The organism is Geodermatophilus sp. SYSU D00814 (genome assembly GCF_054050055.1).
In genome coordinates, this window is record NZ_JBJGYP010000003.1 from 114125 (window position 1) to 135706 (window position 21582).

Below are 21582 nucleotides of genomic sequence, written 5' to 3' on the forward strand. Positions count from 1 at the left end.
CCCGGGCGTTCAGCCGAGCCGCCAGAAGTCGCCGGTCAGCCCGACGCCGTCGAGGACCGCCTGGTTGTGCTCCCGGGAGTGCGGCGTCCAGCGGGGGGAGAGCCGGTCCCCCCACCAGGCGTGGGCCAGCGCGCTCAGGGTGGTCACCGGGACGGTGACGCCGCGGGGACGGGTGCCGAGCCAGGCGGTGACGTGCTCCTCCGACCGGAAGAGGTTCATCGTGCGCTAGGTGAAGACGATGTCGTCCCACCAGCGCCTCGCGGGGACCAGGCAGTGGAAGAGCAGGGACGGGTCGTCGGGCCGTTCGTCCTCGACGGCGATCGTCAGCGGGTCCCCGCAGTCTGGACAGGACGTCTCGATGCGCCCGTCGGTGTGCAGGGCCGCGCAGATCCCGAAGGCGTCCCAGGCGCAGTTGGCGTACCACCAGCGGCCGCCGGCCCGCACGCGGTAGGCGGTGGGGACGGCGGAGAAGGGGTTGGCCATCCGGATCCGCGTCCCGCCGGCGTCGAGGACGATGGCGTGCTCCTCGTGCAGCCGCCGCCACCCCTCCAGGACCTCGGTGGCCGTCGTCGCCCTCGCGGCGGCGACCTCGTCGGCCGACGGCGCGCGGCCGAGGGCCACGAACGCGCGGTAGGTGTCGTTGCGCAGGTCCAGGTCGGCGGGGTCCACGGTCGGGGAGTGTGGCCCCGCGGGGCCGCCCACGACACCCCGTCGCGCTCCGTCAGCGGCCCCGGTTCCCCGGGACGGCCGCCGTCCGGGCCGGCGGGGTCGCGGCCCCGGCCGCCGCGCGCGGGGGGAGCAGCCACGCGACGACGGCGGTGAGCACGCAGACGGCGGACCCGAGGACGGCGACGGTGCCGTACCCCCCGCTGCCCGGCGCGGCGGCACCCTCAGGTGTGGCGGCGGCGAGGACCGTGGCGGTCAGGGCGCTGCCGAGGGCGAACCCGACGTAGCGCAGGACCTGGTTCAGGCTCATCGCGCTGCCGGTCTCCGACGACGGCACGGCGGAGATGACCAGCGCCGGGAAGACGGCGAAGGCGGCGCCGACCCCGAGCCCGGCCACCGCCATGACGAGGAACACCTGCCACAGCTGGGTGTGGGCGAGGCCGAACAGCACGAAGGCGGCGCTCTGGACGAGCGCCGCGACCGGCAGCACGACGTGCGGGCCGGCGCGGTCGGCGAGCAGCCGGGCCAGCCGCCCGGCGAGGACGCTGGCCGCCGAGAACGGCAGCAGCGCCAGCCCGGCGACCACGATCGACGCGCCGAGTCCCGGGCCGCCCCGCGGCGCCTGCGCGAGGACCGGTACCGCCGCGAGGAGCAGGTAGTTCGACAGCCCGACGAGCAGGGCCGCCGAGTGGGCCGTGGCGGCGGTGCGTCCCCGGGCCAGCCGGAGGTCGACCAGCGGAGCCGGCGTCCGGAGCTCCCAGCGCACCCAGCAGGCCAGCAGGAGAGCTGACCCGGCGGCCAGCCCCCACGGCACCGGCGACGTCCAGCCCATGCCCTCCGCCTCGCCGAGGGCGAGCAGCGCACCGGCCAGCCCGGCGCCGAGGAGCACGGCGCCGAGGACGTCGAGCGGCCGGGAGGACGTGGTGCGCGAGGCGGGCAGGACCACGGCCGAGGCCACGAGGGCGGCGGCGCTCACGGCGGCCCCGGCCCAGAAGGCGGCGTGCACGCCGCCGAGCTGCGCGACGAGCCCCGCGAGCGGGTAGCCGAGTCCCACACCGGCGACGACGGTGATCGACAGCGCGGCGATCGTGGCGCGCGACCGCTCGCCCGCGAGCGCCTCACGGGCCGTCGCGATCGCCAGCGGGGTCAGGCCGAGCCCGACCCCCTGCAGCCCCCGGCCGGCGACGAGCCACCCCAGGCCCAGGGGGAGGGCGGCCAGCAGCCCGCCGAGGGTGACCGCGGCCAGGACGGCGAGCACGACCGCGCGCCGGTGCGGGCCGTCGCCCAGCCGGCCGATCACCGGGGTGGCGACCGCGCCGACCAGGAGGGTGACCGTCAGCGCCCACTGGGCGCCCGGCAGCGTCGTCGCCATCTCGGTGGCGATGGCCGGGACGAGCGGTGCGCCGAGGCTGCTGATGACGGCGACGACCGTGCCGACGAACAGCAGCACCGGCACCAGGGCCCGGGACGGAGGAGCGGTGTGCACGGTCCCAGGCTCCCAGGTCGTTGCAGTGACCAAGCGGTCGCGGCTGTGTCGCCCGACGCCGACGCGCCGGGGAGGCAATACCCGGCGGCCGGTCGGCGTTACTGTTCAGTCGGGCCGGACCACCTCCGCCCGACCGGCGGCTCTCCCCGGACGAGTCGAGCCGCCGACCGGCCCCCTCGGATCCGGGGGCACCGACCCCGGCTGACCCGCCGGTCCGGCCCGGGACGACCGCGTCCCCGCCCGGCCGTCGTCGTCCGGCCGCACCACCGGGTGCGGCCCTGCCCCGGCAATCGTTGCCGGGCACCGCAGAGGAGTGTTCGAGTGGCTCGACCAGGCCGGCGCCCGACCGGCGCCCGCCGTACCGCCCCGCGCCAGCAGCGGCGCGTGCGGGACCGCGACCTCGTGTCGCTGCTGGCCCGCACCGTCCGCGAGGTCGAGGCGGCCGTCCGGCGGCGTCGCGTGACGCCCGCCGTCCGCACCGACGTGCAGGTCGTGGCGCTGCTGCTGCGCGAGGAGCGCGCCCGCGTGCAGGCCGACGGCGCCCTGAGCCCCACCCGCCGCGCCGAGCAGCTCAAGCGCCTGGACGGGATCGCGACGATCCTCGCGACGACCGCGGTCCGCGACGCCGCGCTCCTGGCGCTGCTCGACGACGACGCCGTCGTCTCCGACGCCGCCCGGTCGCGCCGGCGGGAGCTGTTGCGCGCCGTCGGCATCGAGCCGGCCCCGGACGAGGTCCCGGCGCCGGAGCCCGTGGACACCCCCGCCCCGCCCGAGCGCCGGGTCGTGCCGCGGTCGGTCGTGTCCCGGCAGCTGGCCAACCCGTTCCTCGCTCCCGACTTCTCCGCTCCGCGCCCGGCAGCCGTCCGCCCGCGCCGCCTCGCCGGCTGGGAGCTGCTCGGCCCCCTGCTGACCTCCTTCGAGCGGGCCGGCGCCGGGGCGCCGGCCTCGATGGACCTGCCCGAGCCGACCCTCCGGACCCTCCCCGGTGGCGCCGAGCTGATGCCGCACCAGGCCCGGCTGGTCGCCGCCGCCGCGGCCGGTCACCGGACGTTCCTGCTCGCCGACGAGCCGGGCCTCGGCAAGACGGCGCAGTCGCTGCTGGCCGCGGAGGCGGCCGACGCCTACCCGCTGCTCGTGGTGGTCCCCAACGTCGTCAAGACCAACTGGGCGCGCGAGGCCAGCCGCTGGACGCCGCACCGGCCGGCCACCGTCGTGCAGGGCGACGGCGACACGATCGACGGGTTCGCCGACGTCGTCGTCGTCAACTACGACGTGCTCGACCGCCACGCGGGCTGGCTCGGCGACTTCGGCTTCCGCGGGATGGTCGTCGACGAGGCGCACTTCATCAAGAACCGCACCTCGCAGCGCTCCCAGCACGTGCTCGGGCTGTCCGCGCGCATCCGCGAGCGCACCCCGCGGGCGCTGCTGATGGCGCTCACCGGCACCCCGCTGATCAACGACATCGACGACTTCCGGGCGATCTGGCAGTTCCTCGGCTGGATCGACGAGACCGGGCCGGTCGGCGAGCTGCTCGACGCGCTCGAGGACACCGGCCTGACGCCCGCCGACCCCGGCTTCTACGCCGCCGCCCGCCAGTGCGTCATCGACCGGGGCATCGTCCGCCGCCGCAAGGTCGACGTCGCCGCCGACATCCCCGCCCGGCTCGTCGCCGACCTCCCCGTCGAGCTCGACGGCGAGGCCGGCCGCTCGATCCGCGCGGCCGAGCGCGACCTCGCCCGCCGGCTGGTCGCCCGGTACGAGACCGCGCTGGCCGCCCGCACCCCCGACACCTTCGACGGCGGCATCGACGGCGGCATCGACCTCGACCTGGTGCGCCGGGTGGCCCGCTGGGAGCTCAAGGAGGCCAACGCCTCCACCACCGGCGAGAACGTCTTCGGCGTGATGCGGCGCATCGGCCGCGCGAAGGCCGGCCTCGCGGCCGACTACGCGGCGCAGCTGGCCCGCAGCGCCGGCAAGGTCGTGTTCTTCGCCAAGCACGTCGACGTGATGGACGCCGCCGAGGAGACGTTCACCCGCCTCGGCATCCGGTTCTCCTCGATCCGCGGCGACCAGACGCCGACGGTGCGCCAGCGCAACGTGGACGCGTTCGTCACCGACCCCGACGTCGCCGTCGCCGTCTGCTCGCTCACCTCGGCCGGGGTGGGGCTGAACCTGCAGGTCGCCTCCAACGTGGTGCTGGCGGAGCTGTCCTGGACCGACGCCGAGCAGACCCAGGCCATCGACCGCAGCCACCGCATCGGGCAGACCGAGCCGGTCACGGCGTGGCGGATCATCGCCGCGCAGACGATCGACAGCCGGGTCGCCGAGCTGGTCGACAGCAAGGCCGGCCTGGCGGCCCGGGCGCTGGACGGCGCGGACGACGAGGCCTCGCCGGCCGGTGACGTGCAGCTCGAGGCGCTCGTCGGCCTGCTCACCGACGCGCTGGCCGCGCGGTCCGGCGCCGCGCGCTGACCCCGGCCGGCCGCCCCGGCCGGCTGTGGTTGGCTCGGCGACCGGCGGCGACGACGGGAGGCCCCATGCCGGCTGAGCGGATCCTGGACACGGCGACCCGCGTCGCCGACCTGCTCGTCGAGGTGCAGACGCAGGTCAACGGCCAGATCGACGCCGCGCTGGGCGCCCTGCTGCCCGGCGTCCGCGAGCGGCTCGGCGTCCCGCCGGACGGCGACGTCGACCTGTCCGGGCTGGTCAACACCCGCATCACCGGGCTGAGCGTCGTCGTCACCCCGGCGGCGGTGGCGACGGTCCTCCCACTGAGCGCCGCCTCCGCCGCGACGACGGCCGACGGGCGCCGTGCGGTCGCCGACGTCGTCGCCGGCCGCGACGACCGCCTCGCCGTCATCGCCGGCCCCTGCTCCATCCACGACCCCGAGGCCGCGCTCGAGTACGCCGCCTTCCTCGCCCGGATGCGCGAGCGGCACGGCAGCGACCTCGAGCTGCTCATGCGGACCTACACCGAGAAGCCGCGCACCGAGGTCGACTGGAAGGGCTTCGCCTACGACCCGTTCCTCGACGGGTCGAGCCGGATCAGCGTCGGGCTGGTGGCCACCCGCGTCCTCATGGGCCGCATCACCGACCTCGGCGTCCCGGTGGCCGCCGAGCCGCTCAACGCGCTCACCCCGCAGTACGTCAACGGCCTGGTCACCTACAACGGCGTCGGCGCGCGCAACGTCACCGACCAGACCGCCCGCGAGCGGGTGTCGGGCTTCTCCTCCGTCGTCGGCTTCAAGAACTCCCCCGAGGGCAGCATCGACGCCGCCGTCTCGGCGGTGCTGACCGCACGGGCCCCGCACGAGTTCCTCGGCGTCGACGCGCACGGGGTGTCCGCGCAGCTGTCGACCACCGGCAACGACACCGCGCACGTGATCCTGCGCGGCGACCGGCACGGCCCCAACCACTCCGCCGCGCACGTCGCCGACACCAAGCGGCGGCTGGCGGAGCGCGGGCTGCCGGAGGTGGTCGTCGTCGACGCCTCGCACGGCAACAGCCAGAAGGACCACCGGCGCCAGCCGCTGGTGGTGGCCGACCTCGCCGGCCAGATCGCGGCCGGGGAGCGGGGCATCCGCGGCGTGATGATCGAGAGCAACCTCGTCGAGGGCCGGCAGGACCTCGACCAGCGGCACCCCGAGCGCCTCGCCTACGGCGTGAGCGTCACCGACGCCTGCGTCGACCTCCCGACGACGGAGGCGCTGCTCGCCGAGCTGGCCGACGCCGTCCGGGCCCGCCGCGCCGCGGCCTGACCGTCCCGCCGGCCCTGGGTGGGGTCGTCCCGGCGCGCAACGTCCTCACCGGCGACCACGAGGGCTTCGACGAGGTCCCGGAGCTCTTCGGCCGCCTCGCGGCGCTGACCGGGGGCACCTTCCGGTGGGAGCTCCACGACGTCGTGGCCGGCGACGAGCACGTGGTCGGGCTGCACACCGAGCGGGGTCAGCGGGCCGGGCGCTCCCTGCAGGCCCGCCTGGCGCTCGTCGCGCACGTCCGGGACGGACGCCTCGCGGAGGTGTGGGGGGGGGCACCTCGACGCCGAGGCCTTCGACTCCTTCTGGGCGCCCTGAGCCGGGCGGGTCACACCGCGACGGCGGTGCCGCAGACGCCGCAGACCTCCAGCCGCTCGCGCCGCCAGCGGAGGACCGGCACGAAGAACACGCTGAACTGCCGGAACTGCCGGACCCGCGCCCACACCGTGGTGTTCGAGCAGCGCGGGCAGGTCCGCAGCGACCCGGGGCCGAGGTGCTTCTGCCGGGTGCCGAACCCGAAGAGGAGGAACACCCCGCCAGGGTAGGCAGCGGCCGGCCGCCCCGGCGGGCCCGGTGATCACTCCCGTGGCAGGCTCGTGGGGTGGTCCGCGTCGGTCTGGTGCTCGGTGGGGGCGGCGTCGTCGGTCAGGCCTACCACGCCGGTGTCCTGGCGGTGCTGCAGCACGACTTCGGCCTCGACGCCCGCGGCGCCGACGTCGTCGTCGGGACGTCGGCCGGGTCGATCACCGGCACCCTGCTGCGGGCGGGGGTGTCCGCGGAGGACCTCGCCGCGTGGACGGTCAAGGCGCCGCTGTCCGGCGAGGACGAGGTGCTCAGGACGATGGCCGCCACCAGCGTCCCCGAGCTGGCGCCGTTCCGGCCGCTGGAGGTGCTGCGCCGGCCGCTGCGGCTGCCCGGTCCGCAGCTGATCGGGCGGGCCATCGCGCGGCCGCTGCGCTTCAACCCGCTCGCGGCCGCCATGACGCTGCTGGCGCCCGGCCGGCACGACGTCGTCGAGCAGCTGGCCGCCCTGCGCGAGGTCGAGGGGCCTGGGTGGCCCGAGCGCGACCTCTGGATCACCGCGGTGCGCCGCCGCGACGGCCGCCGGGTGGTCTTCGGCCGGCCCGGGGCGCCCGAGGTGCCGCTGCACCTGGCCGTCGCCGCCTCCTGTGCGGTGCCCGGCTACTTCGCCCCCGTGCGCATCGGCCGGCACGCCTACGTCGACGGCGGCGTGCACTCGGCCACCAACGCCGCGGTGATGCGCACCGCCGGCGTCGGGCTGGTCCTCGTCGTCGCGCCGATGAGCGGGTCCCCGGGCTGGCGGCCCGACGTCACCGCCGCCGTGCGCCGGTACGCGCAGCGGCAGCTCGTCCGGGAGGTGCGGGCCCTGCACGCCGCCGGGATCCGCACCGCCGTGTTCTCCCCGGGCCCGGCCGAGCAGGAGGCCATGGGCGCGGACATGATGTCGCGCCACCGCCTCGACGAGGTCATCCAGCAGTCGTTCCTCCAGGGCGGCGCGCACGCCGCGCGGCCCGAGCTGGCCGACCTCGTGCGCGAGGCCGCGGAGCGGACGGCGCGGTGAGCGCACCGCGCGAGGTCGCCGAGGCCTCCAGCCGCCACCGCCTCCGCGCGGTGTACCCGGCCGCCACCTCCTACGACGTGGAGCTCGAGACGCCCGGCTGACCCCCGCGGCCGGGTGGGAGCGGAGCGGTCCAACTAGGTTGGACGCCGGACGAGGTCCTCGGACAGGGGGTGCACGTGGCCAGGTCGGTGCTCGTGACCGGCGGGAACCGGGGGATCGGGCTGGCCATCGCCCGTTCCTTCGCCGAGCAGGGCGACGCGGTGGCCGTCACCCACCGCGGCAGCGGCGCCCCCGAGGGGCTGTTCGGCGTGCAGTGCGACGTCACCGACGCCGGGGCCGTCGACCGCGCCTTCACCGAGGTCGAGGAGCACCAGGGGCCGGTGGAGGTGCTGGTGAGCAACGCCGGCATCACCCGCGACGGGCTGCTCATGCGGATGAAGGAGGACGACTTCACCGACGTCCTCGACGCCAACCTCACCGCCGCCTACCGGGTCGCGAAGCGGGCGACGCCGAAGATGGTCCGCGCGCGGAAGGGCCGCATGGTGTTCGTCAGCTCCGTCGTCGGGCTGCTCGGCTCGGCGGGGCAGACCAACTACGCCGCGAGCAAGGCCGGGCTGGTGGGCCTGGCCCGCTCCATCGCCCGCGAGCTCGGCAGCCGCAACGTCACCGCCAACGTCGTCGCGCCCGGGTTCGTGCGCACCGACATGACCGCGGAGCTGCCGGAGAAGCGGCAGCAGGAGATCCTCGGGCAGGTGCCGCTGAACCGGTACGCCGAGGCAGACGAGATCGCCGCCGTCGTCCGCTTCCTGGCGAGCGACGCGGCCGGATACGTCACCGGGGCGGTCGTCCCGGTCGACGGCGGACTGGGGATGGGGCACTGATGAGCGGCATTCTCGAGGGCAAGCAGGTCCTCGTCACCGGCGTGCTGACCGAGGCGTCGATCGCCTTCGCCACCGCGCGGATCGCCCAGGAGCAGGGCGCCACCGTGGTCCTGTCCAACTTCGGGCGGGCGCTGTCGCTGTGCCAGCGGATCGCCAAGCGGCTGCCGCAGGAGGCCGCCGTCGTCGAGCTCGACGTGACCGACACCGAGCACCTGGGCTCGCTGGCCGACCGGCTGCGCGAGGCCGGCCTCGACCGCCTCGACGGCGTCGTGCACTCCATCGGCTTCGCGCCGCAGGAGGCGATGGGGGAGGGCTTCCCCGAGGTCGCCTGGGAGCACGCCGCGACGGCGTTCCAGGTGTCGTCGTGGTCCTACGCCTCGCTGGCCCAGGCCTGCCGGCCGCTGCTGGCCGACCCGTCCGCCCTCGTCGGGCTCACCTTCGACGCCTCCGTCGCCTGGCCGGTCTACGGCTGGATGGGCGCGGCCAAGGCGGCGCTGGAGTCCGTCAGCCGCTACCTGGCCCGCGAGCTCGGCCCCGAGGGCGTGCGGTCCAACATCGTCGCCGCCGGCCCGCTGCGCAGCATGGCCATGAAGTCCATCCCCGGCAGCGCCCAGTTCGAGGAGGCCTGGGAGGGCCGGGCTCCGCTGGGCTGGTCGGTCACCGACACCGAGCCCGCCGGCAAGGCCGTCGTCGCGCTGCTGTCGGACTGGTTCCCCGCCACCACCGGAGAGATCGTGCACGTCGACGGCGGCTTCCACGCCGTGGGCGTCTGACCGCATCCGATCCACCCCGTAGCACCGAAGGACGTCCGTGCCCCGCGCCACCGTCGACCTGCACCCCGGCCAGCGTCCCGACGAGGACCCCTCCCTGGCCACCCGCAACAACGGCGGCGTCCCGCCCGCGGCCACGCCCGCCCCGCCCGGCCGCCGCGAGGCGCTGCTGGTGCTCTCCTTCGGCGGCCCCCGCGGGCACGACGACGTCATGCCGTTCCTGGAGAACGTCACCCGCGGCCGCGGCGTCCCGCGCGAGCGGCTGCTCGACGTCGCCGAGCACTACCACCACTTCGGCGGCGTGAGCCCGATCAACGAGCAGAACGAGGCGCTGGTCGAGGCCGTCCGCGCCGACCTCGCCGCGCACGGCGTCGAGCTGCCGGTGTACTGGGGCAACCGCAACTGGGACCCCTACGTCGAGGACGTCTGGCAGCAGATGACCGACGACGGCGTCGAGCACGTGTACGTCCTCGCGACGTCGGCCTACGCCTCCTACTCCGGCTGCCGGCAGTACCACGAGGACGTCGCCCGGGCCCGCACCGCCGTGTCGTCTCCCACCCGCCCAGGCGGCCCGACGGCGGAGAAGCTGCCGCACTACTTCGACACCCCCGGCTTCGTGCGGGCCAACGCCGACGCCCTCGCCGCCGCCCTGGCGCAGCTGCCCGAGGAGCACCGCGGCACCGCCCGCCTGGTGGCCACGGCGCACTCGATCCCCGACGCGATGGCCGCCGTCGCCGGGCCCGACGGGCACGCCTACGAGACCGAGCTGACCGCCGCCGCGCGCACGGTCGTCGACGCCGTCGAGCCCGGCCGGGAGTTCGACCTGGTCTGGCAGAGCCGCAGCGGCCCGCCGTCGGTGCCGTGGCTGGAGCCCGACGTCAACGACCACCTGCGCGCGCTGCACGAGAACGGCGAGCGCGCGGTCGTGCTGTTCCCGGTCGGGTTCGTCAGCGACCACCTCGAGGTGATCTGGGACCTCGACAACGAGGCGAGGGAGACCGCCGAGGAGCTCGGGCTGGCGTTCGTGCGGGCGGGCACCGCCGGCACCCACCCGGCGTTCGTGGCGATGGTGCGCGAGCTGCTGGAGGAGCGCCGGGCCGGCGGACAGCCGCGGCTGGGGACCAACTGCCCGGCCGCCTGCTGCCACGTCGCGCGGCCGGCGGCCCGCTAGCCCGGGACGACGGCGGCCCGCCACACCGGCGCGACCCCGCGGGTGTAGCGGCGGCCGAACACCCGCGCCAGCACGGCGGTGACCGGCGCCGGCACCGTGGCGCGCAGCACCGCCCGGTCGCCGGGGCTCATGCCGTCGGTGAGCCAGGCGAAGAAGGAGCCGGCCGCGCGGGGGTCGCGGTGCCGCAGCCGGCCGGTGACGGCCCGCCACTCGGCGCTGCCCTCGTGCGCCCGCAGCAGCGGCTCGAGCGTCTCCTCCTCGTGGTCGAGGTGGCCGACCACGACCGCGCGGGTGTGCTCCACGCTGGTGCGGGCGGCCGCGGCGTCGGACTCCGAGCCGGTCCGGGCCAGCGTGCGCAGCGCGCCGGCGGTGCCGGCCAGCGCGGCCGACATCGCCGCGTGCTCCTCCTCCATCTCGGTCAGCAGGTCCGCGGCGACCCCGGTGCCGGCGAGGAAGGGCCAGACGTAGGCGTCCTCGCCCTCGTGGTGGTGGGTCAGCTCGCGGTGCACGTTGGCGAAGGCCCGCTCGAGGCCGGCCGCCCGGGCGCGGTCGCCGTCCTGCCACGGGTCGAGGGCCGCCGACAGGCGGGCGAGGTCCCGGCGCACGGCGTTGTGGATCAGCCCGTTCATCGTCGGCGCTGTCATGGCGGCCGACCGTAGCGGCGCCGCTGCCCGCACGGGAGCCCCTCGGGGCGCCGCCCGCGCCCGTTGACGGGTCGGGGCGGGGAGTGGACCCTCGGACCACCGGGGACCGGACGAGGACGGTGTGCCGTGGTCGCTGCTGGCTCGCTCGACGTCGACCCGGGCAACGCCGCGCAGCACAGCTCCTGGGAGGGCTCGCAGGGGCAGTTCTGGGCCGCCGAGGCCGACCGCTTCGACCGGTCGGTGGCCCGCTACGACGCGCCCTTCCTGGCCGCCGCCGCCGTCCGGCCGGCCGACCGCGTGCTCGACGTCGGCTGCGGCACCGGCGCCACGACCCGCGCGGCGGCCCGCCGGGCCGTCGCGGGCTCCGCGGTCGGGGTGGACCTGTCCTCGGCGATGCTCGCCGTCGCCCGCCGCCGGGCCGAGGAAGAGGGGCTGGACAACGTCGTCTTCGTCCACGCCGATGCCCAGGTCGCCGACCTGCCCGGCGGCAGCGACGTCGCCGTCAGCCGGGCGGGGGCGATGTTCTTCGCCGACCCGGTGGCCGCGCTGGCCAACGTGGGCCGCGCGCTGCTGCCCGGGGGCCGGCTGGTCCTGCTGGTGTGGCAGGCCGCGGCCGCCAACGAGTGGATCACCGAAATCACGACGGCCCTCGCCGCCGGCCGCCCGGTGCCCGCACCGCCGCCCGGCGCGCCCGGTCCGTTCTCGATGGCCGACCCCGCCCGCGTGGAGGAGGTCCTCGACGGCGCCGGCTACCGCTCGGTGTCGGTGGACGCGCTCCGCGAGCCGCTGTGGCTCGGCGCCGACGCCGACGACGCGTTCGGGTTCGTCACCGGCCTCGCCGGCTGGATGCTCGACGGGCTCGACGACGCCGCCCGCGACGCGGCGCTGGGCGACCTGCGGCGCCGGGTGGAGGCCCACCAGGGCGGCGACGGCGTCGAGTTCGGCTCGGCCGCCTGGCTGGTGACCGCCCGCCGCCCGTGACCCCTGCGGCGGCTTTGCGGGTGTTCCTCGCGCTCTGCGGGCGCTGCAGCACCGGCAGAGCGCGAGGAACACCCGCAACGGCGCACGTGAGGAGGGGGAGCGGGCTCAGCGGGGGACGGCGTTGTACGCGGCGACGGTCGCCTCGCGGACGGCGGCGGCCAGCGGGCGCAGCGCGTCGTCGCGGGCGGCGGCCTGGCCGCCGGTGACCGCGCCGCCGGGGGCGTCGGCCGTGGCCAGGTCGAGCACCCGCGCCAGCCGCCGGGCGCGGGCGAGCACCGACACCGCCAGCGGGTCGGTGTCCGGCGGCAGCTCCGGCGCCTGCGCTCCCGCCAGGCCGGTCAGCAGCGCCGGGACCTCGGGGTGCCAGCGGGCGAGGTCGAGGCGGGCCAGCGTGCGGGCCGCGTCGCCCACGGCGAGGTCCAGCGACCTCGAGAGCGCGCGCAGCGACCCCTCCGCCGCCGGGGGTGCGGGCGGGACGCCGTCGAGGTCGACCGCCGTCCAGGTCACGACCTCCGGCCCGGCGGCCTCGGGCACCAGCGCGACCCGGTCGCCCACCGCGGCCTGACCTGCCTCCAGCGCCAGCGCGCCCAGCCCGGGCGCCGGCGGCAGCCCCCGGACGTCGCCGGGCACCGGCAGCACCAGCCGGAGCCGGCGCTCCCCGAGCCCGCGCAGCGCGGTCAGCGCCCAGCCCAGCGGCACGGCGCCGGGCGCACCGGGCACGCCGGTCACCCGGTGCGCCCGGTCGTCGGCGAGCGCGTCGAGCGCGGCGTCGGTGGAGACGCGGCCGGTGAGCCAGGCGGTGGCCCACACCGCGAACCGGCCGGCGAGGAGGTCGTGCACCCCGCGAGGCTACGTCGGGCGGCCGGCCGGGCGCGCAGCCGGCGCGGGAGCGGCACTCGGCGGTGCCGCGGTCTGGGAGGATGCAGGCATGGCTGCGTGGGTGCTCTGGCTGGTGGCCGCGGGGCTGTTCACCGCCGGCGAGGTGGTCAGCCTCGACCTGGTCCTGCTGATGTTCGCCGGCGGGGCGCTCGGCGGCATGGTGGTCGCCCTCGCCGGGGGTGGCGTGCCCGTCCAGCTGATCGCCTTCCTCGCCGTCTCGGCGTTCCTCATCGCCGCCGTCCGGCCGGTGGCCAAGGCGCACCTGGAGAACCGGACGCCGCGGCACGTCGACGGCGTCCAGGCGCTGGTCGGACGCACCGCCAGGGTCACCCGCGAGGTGGGTCGCTCCGGTGGCCGCATCCAGGTCGGCGCCGACGAGTGGACCGCGCGGTCGGGGTTCGACGAGACCTTCGAGGTCGGCACGACCGTGCGCATCCTGCAGGTCGACGGCGCCACCGCGGTGGTGGGCGAGTCGTTCGGGGAGCACTGACCGGGACCACCGCGCGGACCGGTGACCCGCGGCGGCGGGTGGGGGATGATCCCGGTCAGGACCGACCCCTGGAGGCCGCCCGTGACCCCCGCCCTGATCGCGCTGATCGTCGTCGCCGTGCTGTTCGTGCTGGTGGCGGCGAGGAGCGTGACGATCGTCCCGCAGGCCCAGGCGAAGGTGGTGGAGCGGCTGGGACGTTACAGCCGCACGCTCTCGCCGGGCCTGTCGTTCCTGCTGCCCTTCGTCGACCGGGTGCGGGCCACCATCGACCTGCGGGAACAGGTCGTCTCCTTCCCGCCGCAGCCGGTGATCACCTCCGACAACCTGCAGGTGGGCATCGACACCGTCGTCTACTTCCAGGTCACCGACCCGCGGCTGGCCACCTACGGGATCGCGAACTACATCACCGGCATGGAGCAGCTGACCACCACGACGCTGCGCAACGTGGTGGGCGGGCTCAACCTCGAGGGCACCCTCACCGGCCGCGACGGCATCAACAGCCAGCTGCGCGAGGTCCTCGACGGCACCACCGGGCCCTGGGGGCTGCGGGTGGCGCGCGTGGAGATCAAGGCGATCGACCCGCCGCCGACCATCCGCGACTCGATGGAGAAGCAGATGCGCGCCGACCGCGACAAGCGCGCGGTCATCCTGCAGGCCGAGGGGCAGCGGCAGTCGGCGATCACCAGCGCCGAGGGACAGAAGGCCGCGGCGATCCTCTCGGCGGAGGGCCGCAAGCAGGCGGCGATCCTCGACGCCGAGGCCGAGCGGCAGAGCCGGATCCTGCGGGCCGAGGGCGAGCGGGCGGCGCTGTTCCTGCAGGCGCAGGGCCAGGCGAAGTCCATCGAGACGGTGTTCCGCGCCATCCACGAGGGCCGGCCCGACCAGGGGCTGCTGGCCTACCAGTACCTGCAGACGCTGCCGCAGATCGCCCAGGGCGACGCGAACAAGATGTGGATCGTCCCCAGCGAGTTCAGCAGGGCGCTGGAGGGCCTGTCCCGGCTCGGCGGAGGCGACGGCGACAGCCGCTCGTTCCTCGACGTGCCGCCGCCGGCCGACGGGGCGGCGGCCGGCGCCCCGATCGACACCAGCGGCTGGTTCGAGTCGCAGCTGCCGCCGGCCGCGGCGCAGCCGGAGGCGCGGATCGAGATGTCGAGCATCGCCGACGCCGGCCCCGCGGTGCCCTCCCCGCAGCTGCCGCCGACGACGGACATGGCGCGGGCCGCCGAGAACGGCGTCGCCCGGCAGGACGGCACACCCCCGGGCGCCTGAGCAGCCGACCCGGAGCCCGGTGACCTGGAGCCCGGTGACCCGGAGCCCGTGCACTTCCGCGGAAGTGCACGGGCTTCAGTCCTTGAGCAGGCCCTCGCGGAGCTTGGCCAGCGTCTGGGACAGCAGCCGGGAGACGTGCATCTGCGAGATGCCGATGTCGGCGGCGATCTGCGACTGGGTCATGTTGCCGAAGAACCGCAGGATGAGGATGCGCCGCTCGCGGGCCGGGATGGTGGCCAGCAGCGGCTGCAGCGACTCGCGGTACTCCACGCCCTCGAGCGCGGCGTCCTCCTCGCCGAGGGTGGCGGCCAGCGTGGGGGAGTCGTCCTCGCCGGAGAGCCGCTCGTCGAGGGAGCTGCTGCGGTAGGCGTTGGCCACCGCGAGGCCCTCGAGGACCTCCTCGCGCGGGATGCCCAGGTGCTCGGCCAGCTCCGACGGCGTCGGCGCGCGGCCGTTCTTCTGCGCCAGCTCGCCGACGGCGGAGTTCAGCGACAGGTGCAGCTCCTGCAGCCGGCGCGGCACCCGCACCGACCAGCCCTGGTCGCGGAAGTGCCGCTTGATCTCGCCGGTGATCGTGGGGACGGCGAAGGAGAGGAACTCGACGCCGCGGTTGGGGTCGAACCGGTCGATCGCCGCGATGAGGCCGAGGGTGCCGACCTGCAGCAGGTCGTCGAAGGGCTCGCCGCGGTTGCTGAACCGGCGGGCGAAGTGCCGGACCAGGGGCAGGTGCTCCTCGACCAGGATCTCGCGCAGCCGCTCGCGCCGCGGGTCGTCCTTCTCCAACGTCGCCAGCTCGGCGAACAGCGGCGCGGTGCGCTCGGCCCGGCGGCGGTTGTCCGAGACCGGGGCGCTGTCGGGCTCGCGGCCGGCGTCCGCGGTCCGGTCGCCGTCCACGTCCTCGGCGTCGGCGTCCTCGGCGTCGGCGGTGTCCTCTGCGTCCTCGGTGTCGGTGTCCGAGGCGGTGACGTCGGCGGTGTTCTCGTCGTCGTCGCGGGGGAGGACGGGCTCCTCCGCGGGGTCGGGCGTGGTCTCCGGCACGTCCTCCAGGGTGTCCTCCTCGACGGCCCGGCTGCTGGCGGCCGCCGACGTCACGGGGCGACCGAGAGGTCGCTGCCCGTGCCGCCGCCCGTGCGGCCGACGAGCTCGCCCGGTCGCTGCCCGGGCAGGTACTTGTCCATGCTGATCACGGCCACCGCCGCGTCACTGCCGTCGCCGCCGGGCACCGTCGCCTGGGTGGCGCGGCGGCCGTCGACGTTGTCGGCCAGGGTCTGCAGCACCGCCCAGCCGAAGCCGTCGCGGGGAACGTCGGTGCCCTCGGCGGTGGGCACCCACGCGTCGATGTGCAGCCCGGCGCGGGTGGTCTCGAACACCACCGTCAGCGGCGCGTCGCCCAGGGCGATGGCCGACAGGGTCGCGCACGCCTCGTCGACCGCCAGGCGCAGGTCCTCCACCGAGTCGAGGTCGTAGTCCATGCGGATCGCCAGGTCACCGGCCATCGCGCGCACCGCGGGGAGCTGGTTCGGCGTGGTGGGCACCCGCAGTTCCAGTCGTTCGGCGCGCCGCCCGTCCTGGGCGAGGGCACTGCTCGAGTCCGCCATCCGTCGTCCGCTCCTCATCCGTTCTGCTCGGTCCCCGCGCGGCCCGCGTCGGCGGGCTGCGCGGGCAGCCGGCTCCATCCTGCCCGCCGGGTCGTGCTGCGCTCCGCGCGGGGCGGGGGCTCCCGCGCGGCCGCGCGCCAGCGAGACGGGTTACCCCGCGGTCGAGCAGGGCAAACGCGGACCGGACGGGCCCGTCCGCGCGGTTGCCGGGCCGCAGGCGCTGTTGTGTGCTTGTGCCGGATGAACGCCAGCCAGGGCAGCCTGCCGCCGGGGCCCCGTCCCGTCGTGGACGAGGGCCCGGCCGCGTTGGTCGCCGCGCTGGAGGAGGCGCCCTCGGCGCTGTGGTTCGTCACCGGCCCGGAGCAGCGCACCGTGTGGGCCAACGCCCGCGCCCGCGCGCTGGGGGCCGCGCCGTACGACCTGCCGGTGGTCGGGGGCCGGCCGGTGGCCGACCTGGTCGCCAGCGTGCTGCGCACCGGACGCCCGCAGACCCTCACCGGCGTCCTCGACGAGGAGGGGCCGCCGGTCACGGTGGCGGTCCGCCCGCTGGCCGCCGGGCCCGACCCGGGCGCGGTGCTCGTGCTCGAGGGCGGCCTGGTGCCCGACGACGCCGAGGACCGCGTCGGCGGCCCGCCGCCCGCGCCGCCCGCGGACCCCGTCGGGGAGGCCCAGCTCTCGCTGCTGCCGCCGTCCCTGCCGCTGCTGCCCGACGTGCGCCTGTCGGGCAGCTACCACCCCGCCACGTCCGCGCGCGCCGCGGGCGGCGACTGGTACGACGCGGTGCCGCTCGGGCACGGCCGCCTGGCACTGGTCATCGGCGACGCCGTCGGCCACGGGGTGCCGGCCGCGGCGGCGATGAGCCGGCTGCGCGGCGCGATGCGCTCCAGCGCGCTGCGCGACCCCGCACCGGCCGCGGTGCTCGGCGCGCTCGACGACTTCGCCGCCCAGATGGACGACGTCCAGGGCGCGTCGGTGTTCTACGCCGTCCTCGACGTCGCCACCGGGGCGCTGGCCTTCGCCGCGGCCGGCCACCCGCCGCCGCTGCTGGTGCACGCCGACGGCCGCACCACCTACCTGCCGGTGGCCGCCCGCCCGCCGCTGGGCACGCTCCCGGGCGCGGCCACCCCGGTGTCCCGCGCGCAGCTCGAGCCCGGCGCCACGCTGGTCCTCTACTCCGACGGCGCGGTGGCGGCCGCGGGCCCGCCACCCTCGGAGGGGCTGGGGCGGCTCAGCGGGGTCGCCCGCGCCGCGCTCGCCGACCCGGCCGCGCTCGACGCCGAGGCGGTGGCCGGGCTCGCCTCCCGCATCGCCGCCGGGCTGCTCACCGCCGACGGCCGCCCCGACGACGTCGCCGTCCTGGTCGCGCACCGCCGCTCCCGGTCGGTGGAGCCGCTGCAGCTGGACCTGCTGGCCGTGCCCTCCGCGCTGCCCGCCGTCCGCCGGCGCCTGTCCGCGTGGCTGACGGCGCTGGGCATGGGCGAGCAGGACCGCGTCGGCGTGATGGTGGCCGTGGGCGAGGCCTGCGCCAACGCCGCCGAGCACGCCTACCGCGACACCGAGCCCGGCCCGATGCGGGTCACCGCCGCGGTCGACGTCGACGGCGTGCTCACCGTGACCGTGCACGACGAGGGCACCTGGCGCCCGCCCGACCGCGACCCCGGCGACCGCGGCCGCGGCCTGCTGATCATGCGGCAGCTCGTCGACGGCATGGTCGTGCGCGGCGAGCACGGCACCACGGTCACGCTGCGCACCCGGCTGCGGCAGAGCCCCGACGAGGAGCCCGAGCACCCGGTGGGCGGCACCGGCGCCAGCGTCGTCGTCGACCGGACCGGCGGCAGCCCGGTGGTGCACGCCGCCGGCGACGTCGACCTGGTCGGTGCCGAGCAGCTGCGCATCCGGCTGCTGGAGGCCAGCCACGGCGGCACCGTCCGCGTCGAGCTGGACCTGACCGCGGTCACCCTGTTCAGCAGCGCCGCGGTGCGGGTGGTGCTGGCCGTGGCGGCCATCGCCGAGTCCGAGGGGTGGCGGCTGGTCGTGCACGCGCCGGACGGCGGCGTCACCCGGCACATCCTCGAGGTCAGCGGCATGCAGCGGCTGGTCGAGCTGCGCTGATCCGCGGGCCGGTTTACCGGACCGTCCGGTTGCCCATCCACGGGGCGTGAGACTGCGGCGCAGCAACGTGCACGGCCCCGGCTGGACCCGGCGCCGCGCCGGGCGCGGCTTCGCCTACCGCGACGAGACCGGCGCGCTCATCCGCGACCCCGACCGGCTGGACCGGATCAGGTCCATCGCCATCCCGCCGGCGTGGAAGGACGTCTGGATCTGCCCCTGGCCCAACGGGCACATCCAGGCCACCGGCCTCGACGCCGCCGGCCGGCGGCAGTACCGCTACCACGACGCCTGGCGGGCCCGGCGCGACGCCGAGAAGCACGAGCGGGTCCTGGCGATCGCCTCCGAGCTGCCCGACGTGCGCGACCGCGTCGCCGCGGCACTGCGGACCCGCGGGCCCAACCGCGAGCGGGTGCTGGCCTGCGCGCTGCGGCTGCTGGACCTCGGCACCTTCCGCATCGGCAGCGAGGAGTACGCCGAGGAGAACGGCACCTACGGCCTGGCCACGCTGCGCCGGGAGCACGTCACGGTCCGCGGCGAGCGGACCTACTTCCGGTACACCGCCAAGGGCAGCATCGAGCGCGAGGTGGAGATCACCGACCGGCCGACGGCGACCGTCGTCCGGCAGCTGCTCGAGCGCCCCGACGACGCGGGGGAGGAGCTGCTGGCCTACCAGCTCGAGGACGGCGGCTGGCGCGACGTGACCAGCGACGAGATCAACGCCTACCTCAAGGAGGTCAGCGGCGCGGAGATCACCGCGAAGGACTTCCGGACGTGGAACGCCACGGTGATGATGGCCGCCGCGCTGGCCGAGCAGCCGCAGCCGAAGAACAGGACTGCGCGCAACAAGACGATCCGGGACGCCTACGTGCGGGTGTCCGAGCACCTGGGCAACACCCCGGCGGTGTGCAAGGCCAGCTACGTCGACCCGCGGGTGGTCGACCGGTACGAGCACGGCGAGACGATCGCCGACGCGCTGTCCGAGCTGGCGCGGGCCGACGACGACCGCGAGACCCAGAAGGTGCTCGAGCAGGCCGTCTGTCGTCTGCTGTCCGCTTAGCCGGCCCGCCGGCAGGGGCCCGCCGCGAGCTCGCGAGCGGTGGGGGGCAGGGGGGTCCTCCTCCTGTTGTCGGCCTGACCCGGGCCCCGGAGAACGACGAGGCCCCGCCGGAGCGGGGCCTCGTCGGGGACGGTGCGGGGGTCGGTCAGCGGGCGCTGCTGTCCACGATGGTGAACAGGTCGATCAGGCCGGTGACCTCCAGCGGGCGGGTGACGGCCCGGGTGGTGGCGACCAGGCGCAGGCCGACGTCGCGGGCGCGGGCCGACTTCTGGGTCTCGACGAGGACGGCCAGGCCGGCCGAGCCCAGGAACTGGACGCCGGACAGGTCGATGACCAGTTCGCGGGGCTGCTGCTCGAGCTGGGTGTCCAACGAGGAGCGCAGCACCGGGGCGGTGAAGGTGTCGACCTCGCCGACGACCGTCACCGTGACCGCGCCGTCCTCACCGGTGGAGGTCGAGAGCGTGATCACGTCGTCGAAGGGAGCCTCCGTGCCCTCGGTGGACACGTCGGGCTGCCCCCCGGCGGGCAGGTCGGATGCGGTCACGGACGCAGCTCCTCTCAGTGGCCGCGCCGAACGGAGCGGCCACCGGTCAATCTACCGCCGCGGACGTCGGGGCGTGGGTACCCCGGGTGGGCGGTCGGTCGTGGGGAACACGCCGGGAACGGTCGGCCGGCGCGCGCGGCTGCCTGCTCAACCGCATTTACAACGTAGACAACCGGATGGCCGCACGCCAACCAGCCCGGCAGGACCCCCTCAGCGGGTGACCTGCCGGGCCGGCCGCGGAACCGGGGGAGCCCGGGGATCAGGTGTCGAGCACGTGGACGGCGGCCTCCTCCGGGCCCTCGCCGCCAGCGCGACGGTCGGCGGTGGCCTCGACGTCGTCGGCGGTCTTGTTGGTGCCCGAGTCGCTGTCGAACGTCGTCGAGGTGTCCTGCTCGAGCTGCATCGACGCCGCCTGCGGGTCCTCCGCCGGCCGCACACCGGGCTGCACGTCGGGCACCTCGCGCTCCAGGCGGCCGCTGAGCGACTCGCCCTCGGACTGCTCGGCGGCGGTGGTGCCGAAGTCGATCGAGGCGCCGGGGTCCTCGCGCGGCAGCGGCGCGAACTCGGGGTCCTCGGACTCGGCGATCGTGGGCGAGTCGTCCTGGGAGACCTCCGGGATGCCCTCGTCCTCGGGGAACACGTCGCGGGCGGTCTGCCCCTCGGGGCGGGTCGCGCCGGGATCGCTGCCGGCGTCCTCGGCCACCCCGGTCAGGCCCCGCTCGTCGTCGGGGAACTCGGCGTCGTTGAGCGCGGAGTGCGCGGCTCCGGGGTCGGGCTGGGTCATCGGCTTCCTCCCTCTCGGGCCGCCGGGACGGTGCACCCGGCGGCGGACTGCTCCTGCGCCTACCCGGCTCCCGGCGGCCCATGCGGCACCGCTCCCGGGCGGAACGGGTCGCGCACGACCGCATGGCGCACCCGCCCCACGGGTAGCGCAACCGCCATGGCGATCCAGGACGAGGTGGCGCGCATCGGGCAACCGGTCCGCCGCTGGGCGACCGAGCAGGCCCGCGGCTACGACGGCGGCGAGGGCCGGCCGCTGGGCGGCTTCCTGGGTGCGATGAGCGTCTACAGCGCCGCGGTGGCCGCCGGCGCCGCCGTCGTCCGGGCGACCGGGCGCGAGCTGCCCTCGCGGATCCCGCTCGGCGACGCGGTCCTGCTGACCGTCGGCACCTTCCGGCTCGCCCGCCGGATCGCCAAGGACCCGGTCACCAGCCCGCTCCGGGCGCCCTTCGCCCGCTTCCAGGGGGCCTCGGGCGAGGCCGAGCTCGCCGAGGACCTGCGCGTGGAGCACGGCTGGAAGCACGCGGTCGGCGAGCTGGTGACCTGCCCGTTCTGCCTCGCGCAGTGGGTGGGCACCGGGTTCGTGTTCAGCTACGTCGCCGCGCCGCGGGCCACCCGGCTGGCAGCGCTGACGATGACGATGGTGGCCGGCTCCGACGTCCTGCAGTTCGCCTACGACGCGCTGCAGAGCAGTGTCACCGGCGGCGGACCGGAGGATGATCAGGGCGGCGGCGAGAGCGGCCGCAGCGAGAACGGCGACGAGGACACGGCCGGCCGGCACGCCGAGCAGGCCTGACAGGAGGACGCCCGCTTCCCCCGGGCGGAGGAGACCAGCAGCGACGACGCTGCCGGGGCGCCGGCCCGCACCTATCCTGCGGGCCGCGCCGCCGATGGTCGCGGAGCCCGGGGAAGGGGAG

22 protein-coding genes are annotated in these 21582 nt (G+C 76.3%); 12 read left to right on the forward strand and 10 right to left on the reverse strand.

The window, feature by feature from the left end; translation table 11 throughout:
- Nucleotides 1-9 precede the first annotated feature (9 nt).
- From ACI780_RS03345 to ACI780_RS03355, 3 genes are read right to left on the reverse strand one after another with little or no spacing between them, the layout of a single operon-like run.
- On the reverse strand, nt 10-219 hold the full coding sequence (locus ACI780_RS03345) for a hypothetical protein (protein WP_457000746.1): 210 nt from the start codon (nt 217-219) through the stop codon (nt 10-12).
- A gap of 6 nt (nt 220-225) precedes the next feature.
- Entirely contained in the window at nt 226-669 is a 444-nt protein-coding gene (merB, locus tag ACI780_RS03350) for an organomercurial lyase (RefSeq protein WP_457000748.1), read from the reverse strand.
- Between the two features lie 52 nt (nt 670-721).
- Complete coding sequence (locus tag ACI780_RS03355; protein ID WP_457000750.1) at nt 722-2152, reverse strand: MFS transporter; 1431 nt, start codon at nt 2150-2152, stop codon at nt 722-724.
- 384 nt (nt 2153-2536) lie between these two features.
- On the opposite strand from ACI780_RS03355, the gene ACI780_RS03360 reads away from it, so the two are divergent.
- Complete coding sequence (locus tag ACI780_RS03360) at nt 2537-4624, forward strand: DEAD/DEAH box helicase (RefSeq protein WP_457000752.1); 2088 nt, start codon at nt 2537-2539, stop codon at nt 4622-4624.
- Between the two features lie 65 nt (nt 4625-4689).
- Complete coding sequence (locus ACI780_RS03365; RefSeq protein WP_457000754.1) at nt 4690-5910, forward strand: 3-deoxy-7-phosphoheptulonate synthase; 1221 nt, start codon at nt 4690-4692, stop codon at nt 5908-5910.
- 325 nt (nt 5911-6235) lie between these two features.
- Here ACI780_RS03365 and ACI780_RS03370 read toward each other — a convergent pair whose 3' ends face one another.
- Nucleotides 6236-6439, reverse strand: coding sequence for a zinc-ribbon domain-containing protein (locus ACI780_RS03370; protein ID WP_457000756.1), 204 nt, complete (start codon nt 6437-6439; stop codon nt 6236-6238).
- Between the two features lie 69 nt (nt 6440-6508).
- Here ACI780_RS03370 and ACI780_RS03375 point away from each other — a divergent pair, with 69 nt between their 5' ends.
- The 4 genes from ACI780_RS03375 (at nt 6509) to ACI780_RS03390 (ending at nt 10311) form a co-directional block, all read left to right on the forward strand.
- Nucleotides 6509-7489, forward strand: coding sequence for a patatin-like phospholipase family protein (locus ACI780_RS03375; protein WP_457000758.1), 981 nt, complete (start codon nt 6509-6511; stop codon nt 7487-7489).
- Nucleotides 7490-7665: 176 nt separating this feature from the next.
- A complete protein-coding gene (gene fabG / locus ACI780_RS03380) occupies nt 7666-8370 on the forward strand; it encodes a 3-oxoacyl-ACP reductase FabG (RefSeq protein ID WP_457000760.1) in 705 nt (234 codons plus the stop codon).
- Entirely contained in the window at nt 8370-9143 is a 774-nt protein-coding gene (gene fabI, locus ACI780_RS03385) for an enoyl-ACP reductase FabI (protein ID WP_456870820.1), read from the forward strand. The genes fabG and fabI overlap by 1 nt, the downstream gene beginning before the upstream one ends.
- Nucleotides 9144-9180: 37 nt before the next feature.
- Nucleotides 9181-10311, forward strand: coding sequence for a ferrochelatase (locus ACI780_RS03390; protein ID WP_457000762.1), 1131 nt, complete (start codon nt 9181-9183; stop codon nt 10309-10311).
- Here the strand turns inward: ACI780_RS03390 and ACI780_RS03395 are convergent.
- The gene (locus ACI780_RS03395; protein ID WP_457000764.1) at nt 10308-10955 is read right to left on the reverse strand and encodes a hemerythrin domain-containing protein; all 648 of its coding nucleotides are present in this window, start codon (nt 10953-10955) and stop codon (nt 10308-10310) included. The two genes, ACI780_RS03390 and ACI780_RS03395, sit on opposite strands and share 4 nt — an antisense overlap.
- Nucleotides 10956-11081: 126 nt before the next feature.
- Here ACI780_RS03395 and ACI780_RS03400 point away from each other — a divergent pair, with 126 nt between their 5' ends.
- A complete protein-coding gene (locus ACI780_RS03400; protein ID WP_457000766.1) occupies nt 11082-11936 on the forward strand; it encodes a class I SAM-dependent methyltransferase in 855 nt (284 codons plus the stop codon).
- Nucleotides 11937-12041: 105 nt separating this feature from the next.
- Here the strand turns inward: ACI780_RS03400 and ACI780_RS03405 are convergent, their stop codons facing one another.
- Nucleotides 12042-12776, reverse strand: coding sequence for a hypothetical protein (locus ACI780_RS03405; protein ID WP_457000768.1), 735 nt, complete (start codon nt 12774-12776; stop codon nt 12042-12044).
- Nucleotides 12777-12864: 88 nt separating this feature from the next.
- Between ACI780_RS03405 and ACI780_RS03410 the strand changes: the two genes are divergently transcribed.
- Together ACI780_RS03410 and ACI780_RS03415 are read left to right on the forward strand one after the other, a co-directional pair.
- Nucleotides 12865-13305 (forward strand): NfeD family protein, encoded by a 441-nt coding sequence (locus ACI780_RS03410; protein ID WP_456870815.1) that lies wholly within the window; start codon nt 12865-12867, stop codon nt 13303-13305.
- An 81-nt stretch (nt 13306-13386) separates the two neighbouring features.
- Nucleotides 13387-14574, forward strand: a complete 1188-nt coding sequence (locus tag ACI780_RS03415; protein WP_457000771.1) for an SPFH domain-containing protein — start codon at nt 13387-13389, stop codon at nt 14572-14574.
- Between the two features lie 75 nt (nt 14575-14649).
- Here ACI780_RS03415 and ACI780_RS03420 read toward each other — a convergent pair whose 3' ends face one another.
- Nucleotides 14650-15666 (reverse strand): RNA polymerase sigma factor SigF, encoded by a 1017-nt coding sequence (locus ACI780_RS03420; protein WP_457000773.1) that lies wholly within the window; start codon nt 15664-15666, stop codon nt 14650-14652.
- Nucleotides 15663-16172 carry an ATP-binding protein gene (locus ACI780_RS03425; protein ID WP_457000775.1) on the reverse strand — a complete coding sequence of 170 codons (510 nt, stop codon included), beginning with the start codon at nt 16170-16172 and terminating at the stop codon, nt 15663-15665. Before ACI780_RS03425 ends, ACI780_RS03420 begins: the two co-directional genes overlap by 4 nt.
- A gap of 240 nt (nt 16173-16412) precedes the next feature.
- Here ACI780_RS03425 and ACI780_RS03430 point away from each other — a divergent pair, with 240 nt between their 5' ends.
- Nucleotides 16413-18284 carry a SpoIIE family protein phosphatase gene (locus ACI780_RS03430; protein ID WP_457000777.1) on the forward strand — a complete coding sequence of 624 codons (1872 nt, stop codon included), beginning with the start codon at nt 16413-16415 and terminating at the stop codon, nt 18282-18284.
- A gap of 46 nt (nt 18285-18330) precedes the next feature.
- The gene (locus tag ACI780_RS03435) at nt 18331-19341 is read left to right on the forward strand and encodes a DNA topoisomerase IB (protein WP_457000779.1); all 1011 of its coding nucleotides are present in this window, start codon (nt 18331-18333) and stop codon (nt 19339-19341) included.
- Between the two features lie 145 nt (nt 19342-19486).
- On the opposite strand, the gene ACI780_RS03440 is transcribed toward ACI780_RS03435, so the two are convergent.
- Together ACI780_RS03440 and ACI780_RS03445 are read right to left on the reverse strand one after the other, a co-directional pair.
- Nucleotides 19487-19885: an STAS domain-containing protein gene (locus ACI780_RS03440; RefSeq protein WP_089405599.1), complete on the reverse strand. Its 399-nt coding sequence runs from the start codon at nt 19883-19885 to the stop codon at nt 19487-19489.
- 259 nt (nt 19886-20144) lie between these two features.
- Nucleotides 20145-20669 (reverse strand): hypothetical protein, encoded by a 525-nt coding sequence (locus tag ACI780_RS03445; RefSeq protein WP_457000782.1) that lies wholly within the window; start codon nt 20667-20669, stop codon nt 20145-20147.
- Between the two features lie 156 nt (nt 20670-20825).
- Between ACI780_RS03445 and ACI780_RS03450 the strand changes: the two genes are divergently transcribed.
- Nucleotides 20826-21461: a DUF1360 domain-containing protein gene (locus ACI780_RS03450; protein ID WP_456870808.1), complete on the forward strand. Its 636-nt coding sequence runs from the start codon at nt 20826-20828 to the stop codon at nt 21459-21461.
- The last annotated feature ends 121 nt before the right edge of the window (nt 21462-21582 follow it).

Bases quoted from the DNA above. Each gene is read 5' to 3' on its own strand.
- ACI780_RS03345 (WP_457000746.1), bottom strand. From the start codon at position 219: ATGAACCTCTTCCGGTCGGAGGAGCACGTCACCGCCTGGCTCGGCACC.
- ACI780_RS03365 (WP_457000754.1), top strand. From the start codon at position 4,690: ATGCCGGCTGAGCGGATCCTGGACACGGCGACCCGCGTCGCCGACCTG.
- fabI (WP_456870820.1), top strand. From the start codon at position 8,370: ATGAGCGGCATTCTCGAGGGCAAGCAGGTCCTCGTCACCGGCGTGCTG.
- ACI780_RS03395 (WP_457000764.1), bottom strand. From the start codon at position 10,955: ATGACAGCGCCGACGATGAACGGGCTGATCCACAACGCCGTGCGCCGG.
- ACI780_RS03410 (WP_456870815.1), top strand. From the start codon at position 12,865: ATGGCTGCGTGGGTGCTCTGGCTGGTGGCCGCGGGGCTGTTCACCGCC.
- ACI780_RS03425 (WP_457000775.1), bottom strand. From the start codon at position 16,172: ATGGCGGACTCGAGCAGTGCCCTCGCCCAGGACGGGCGGCGCGCCGAA.
- ACI780_RS03430 (WP_457000777.1), top strand. From the start codon at position 16,413: ATGAACGCCAGCCAGGGCAGCCTGCCGCCGGGGCCCCGTCCCGTCGTG.
- ACI780_RS03445 (WP_457000782.1), bottom strand. From the start codon at position 20,669: ATGACCCAGCCCGACCCCGGAGCCGCGCACTCCGCGCTCAACGACGCC.
- ACI780_RS03450 (WP_456870808.1), top strand. From the start codon at position 20,826: ATGGCGATCCAGGACGAGGTGGCGCGCATCGGGCAACCGGTCCGCCGC.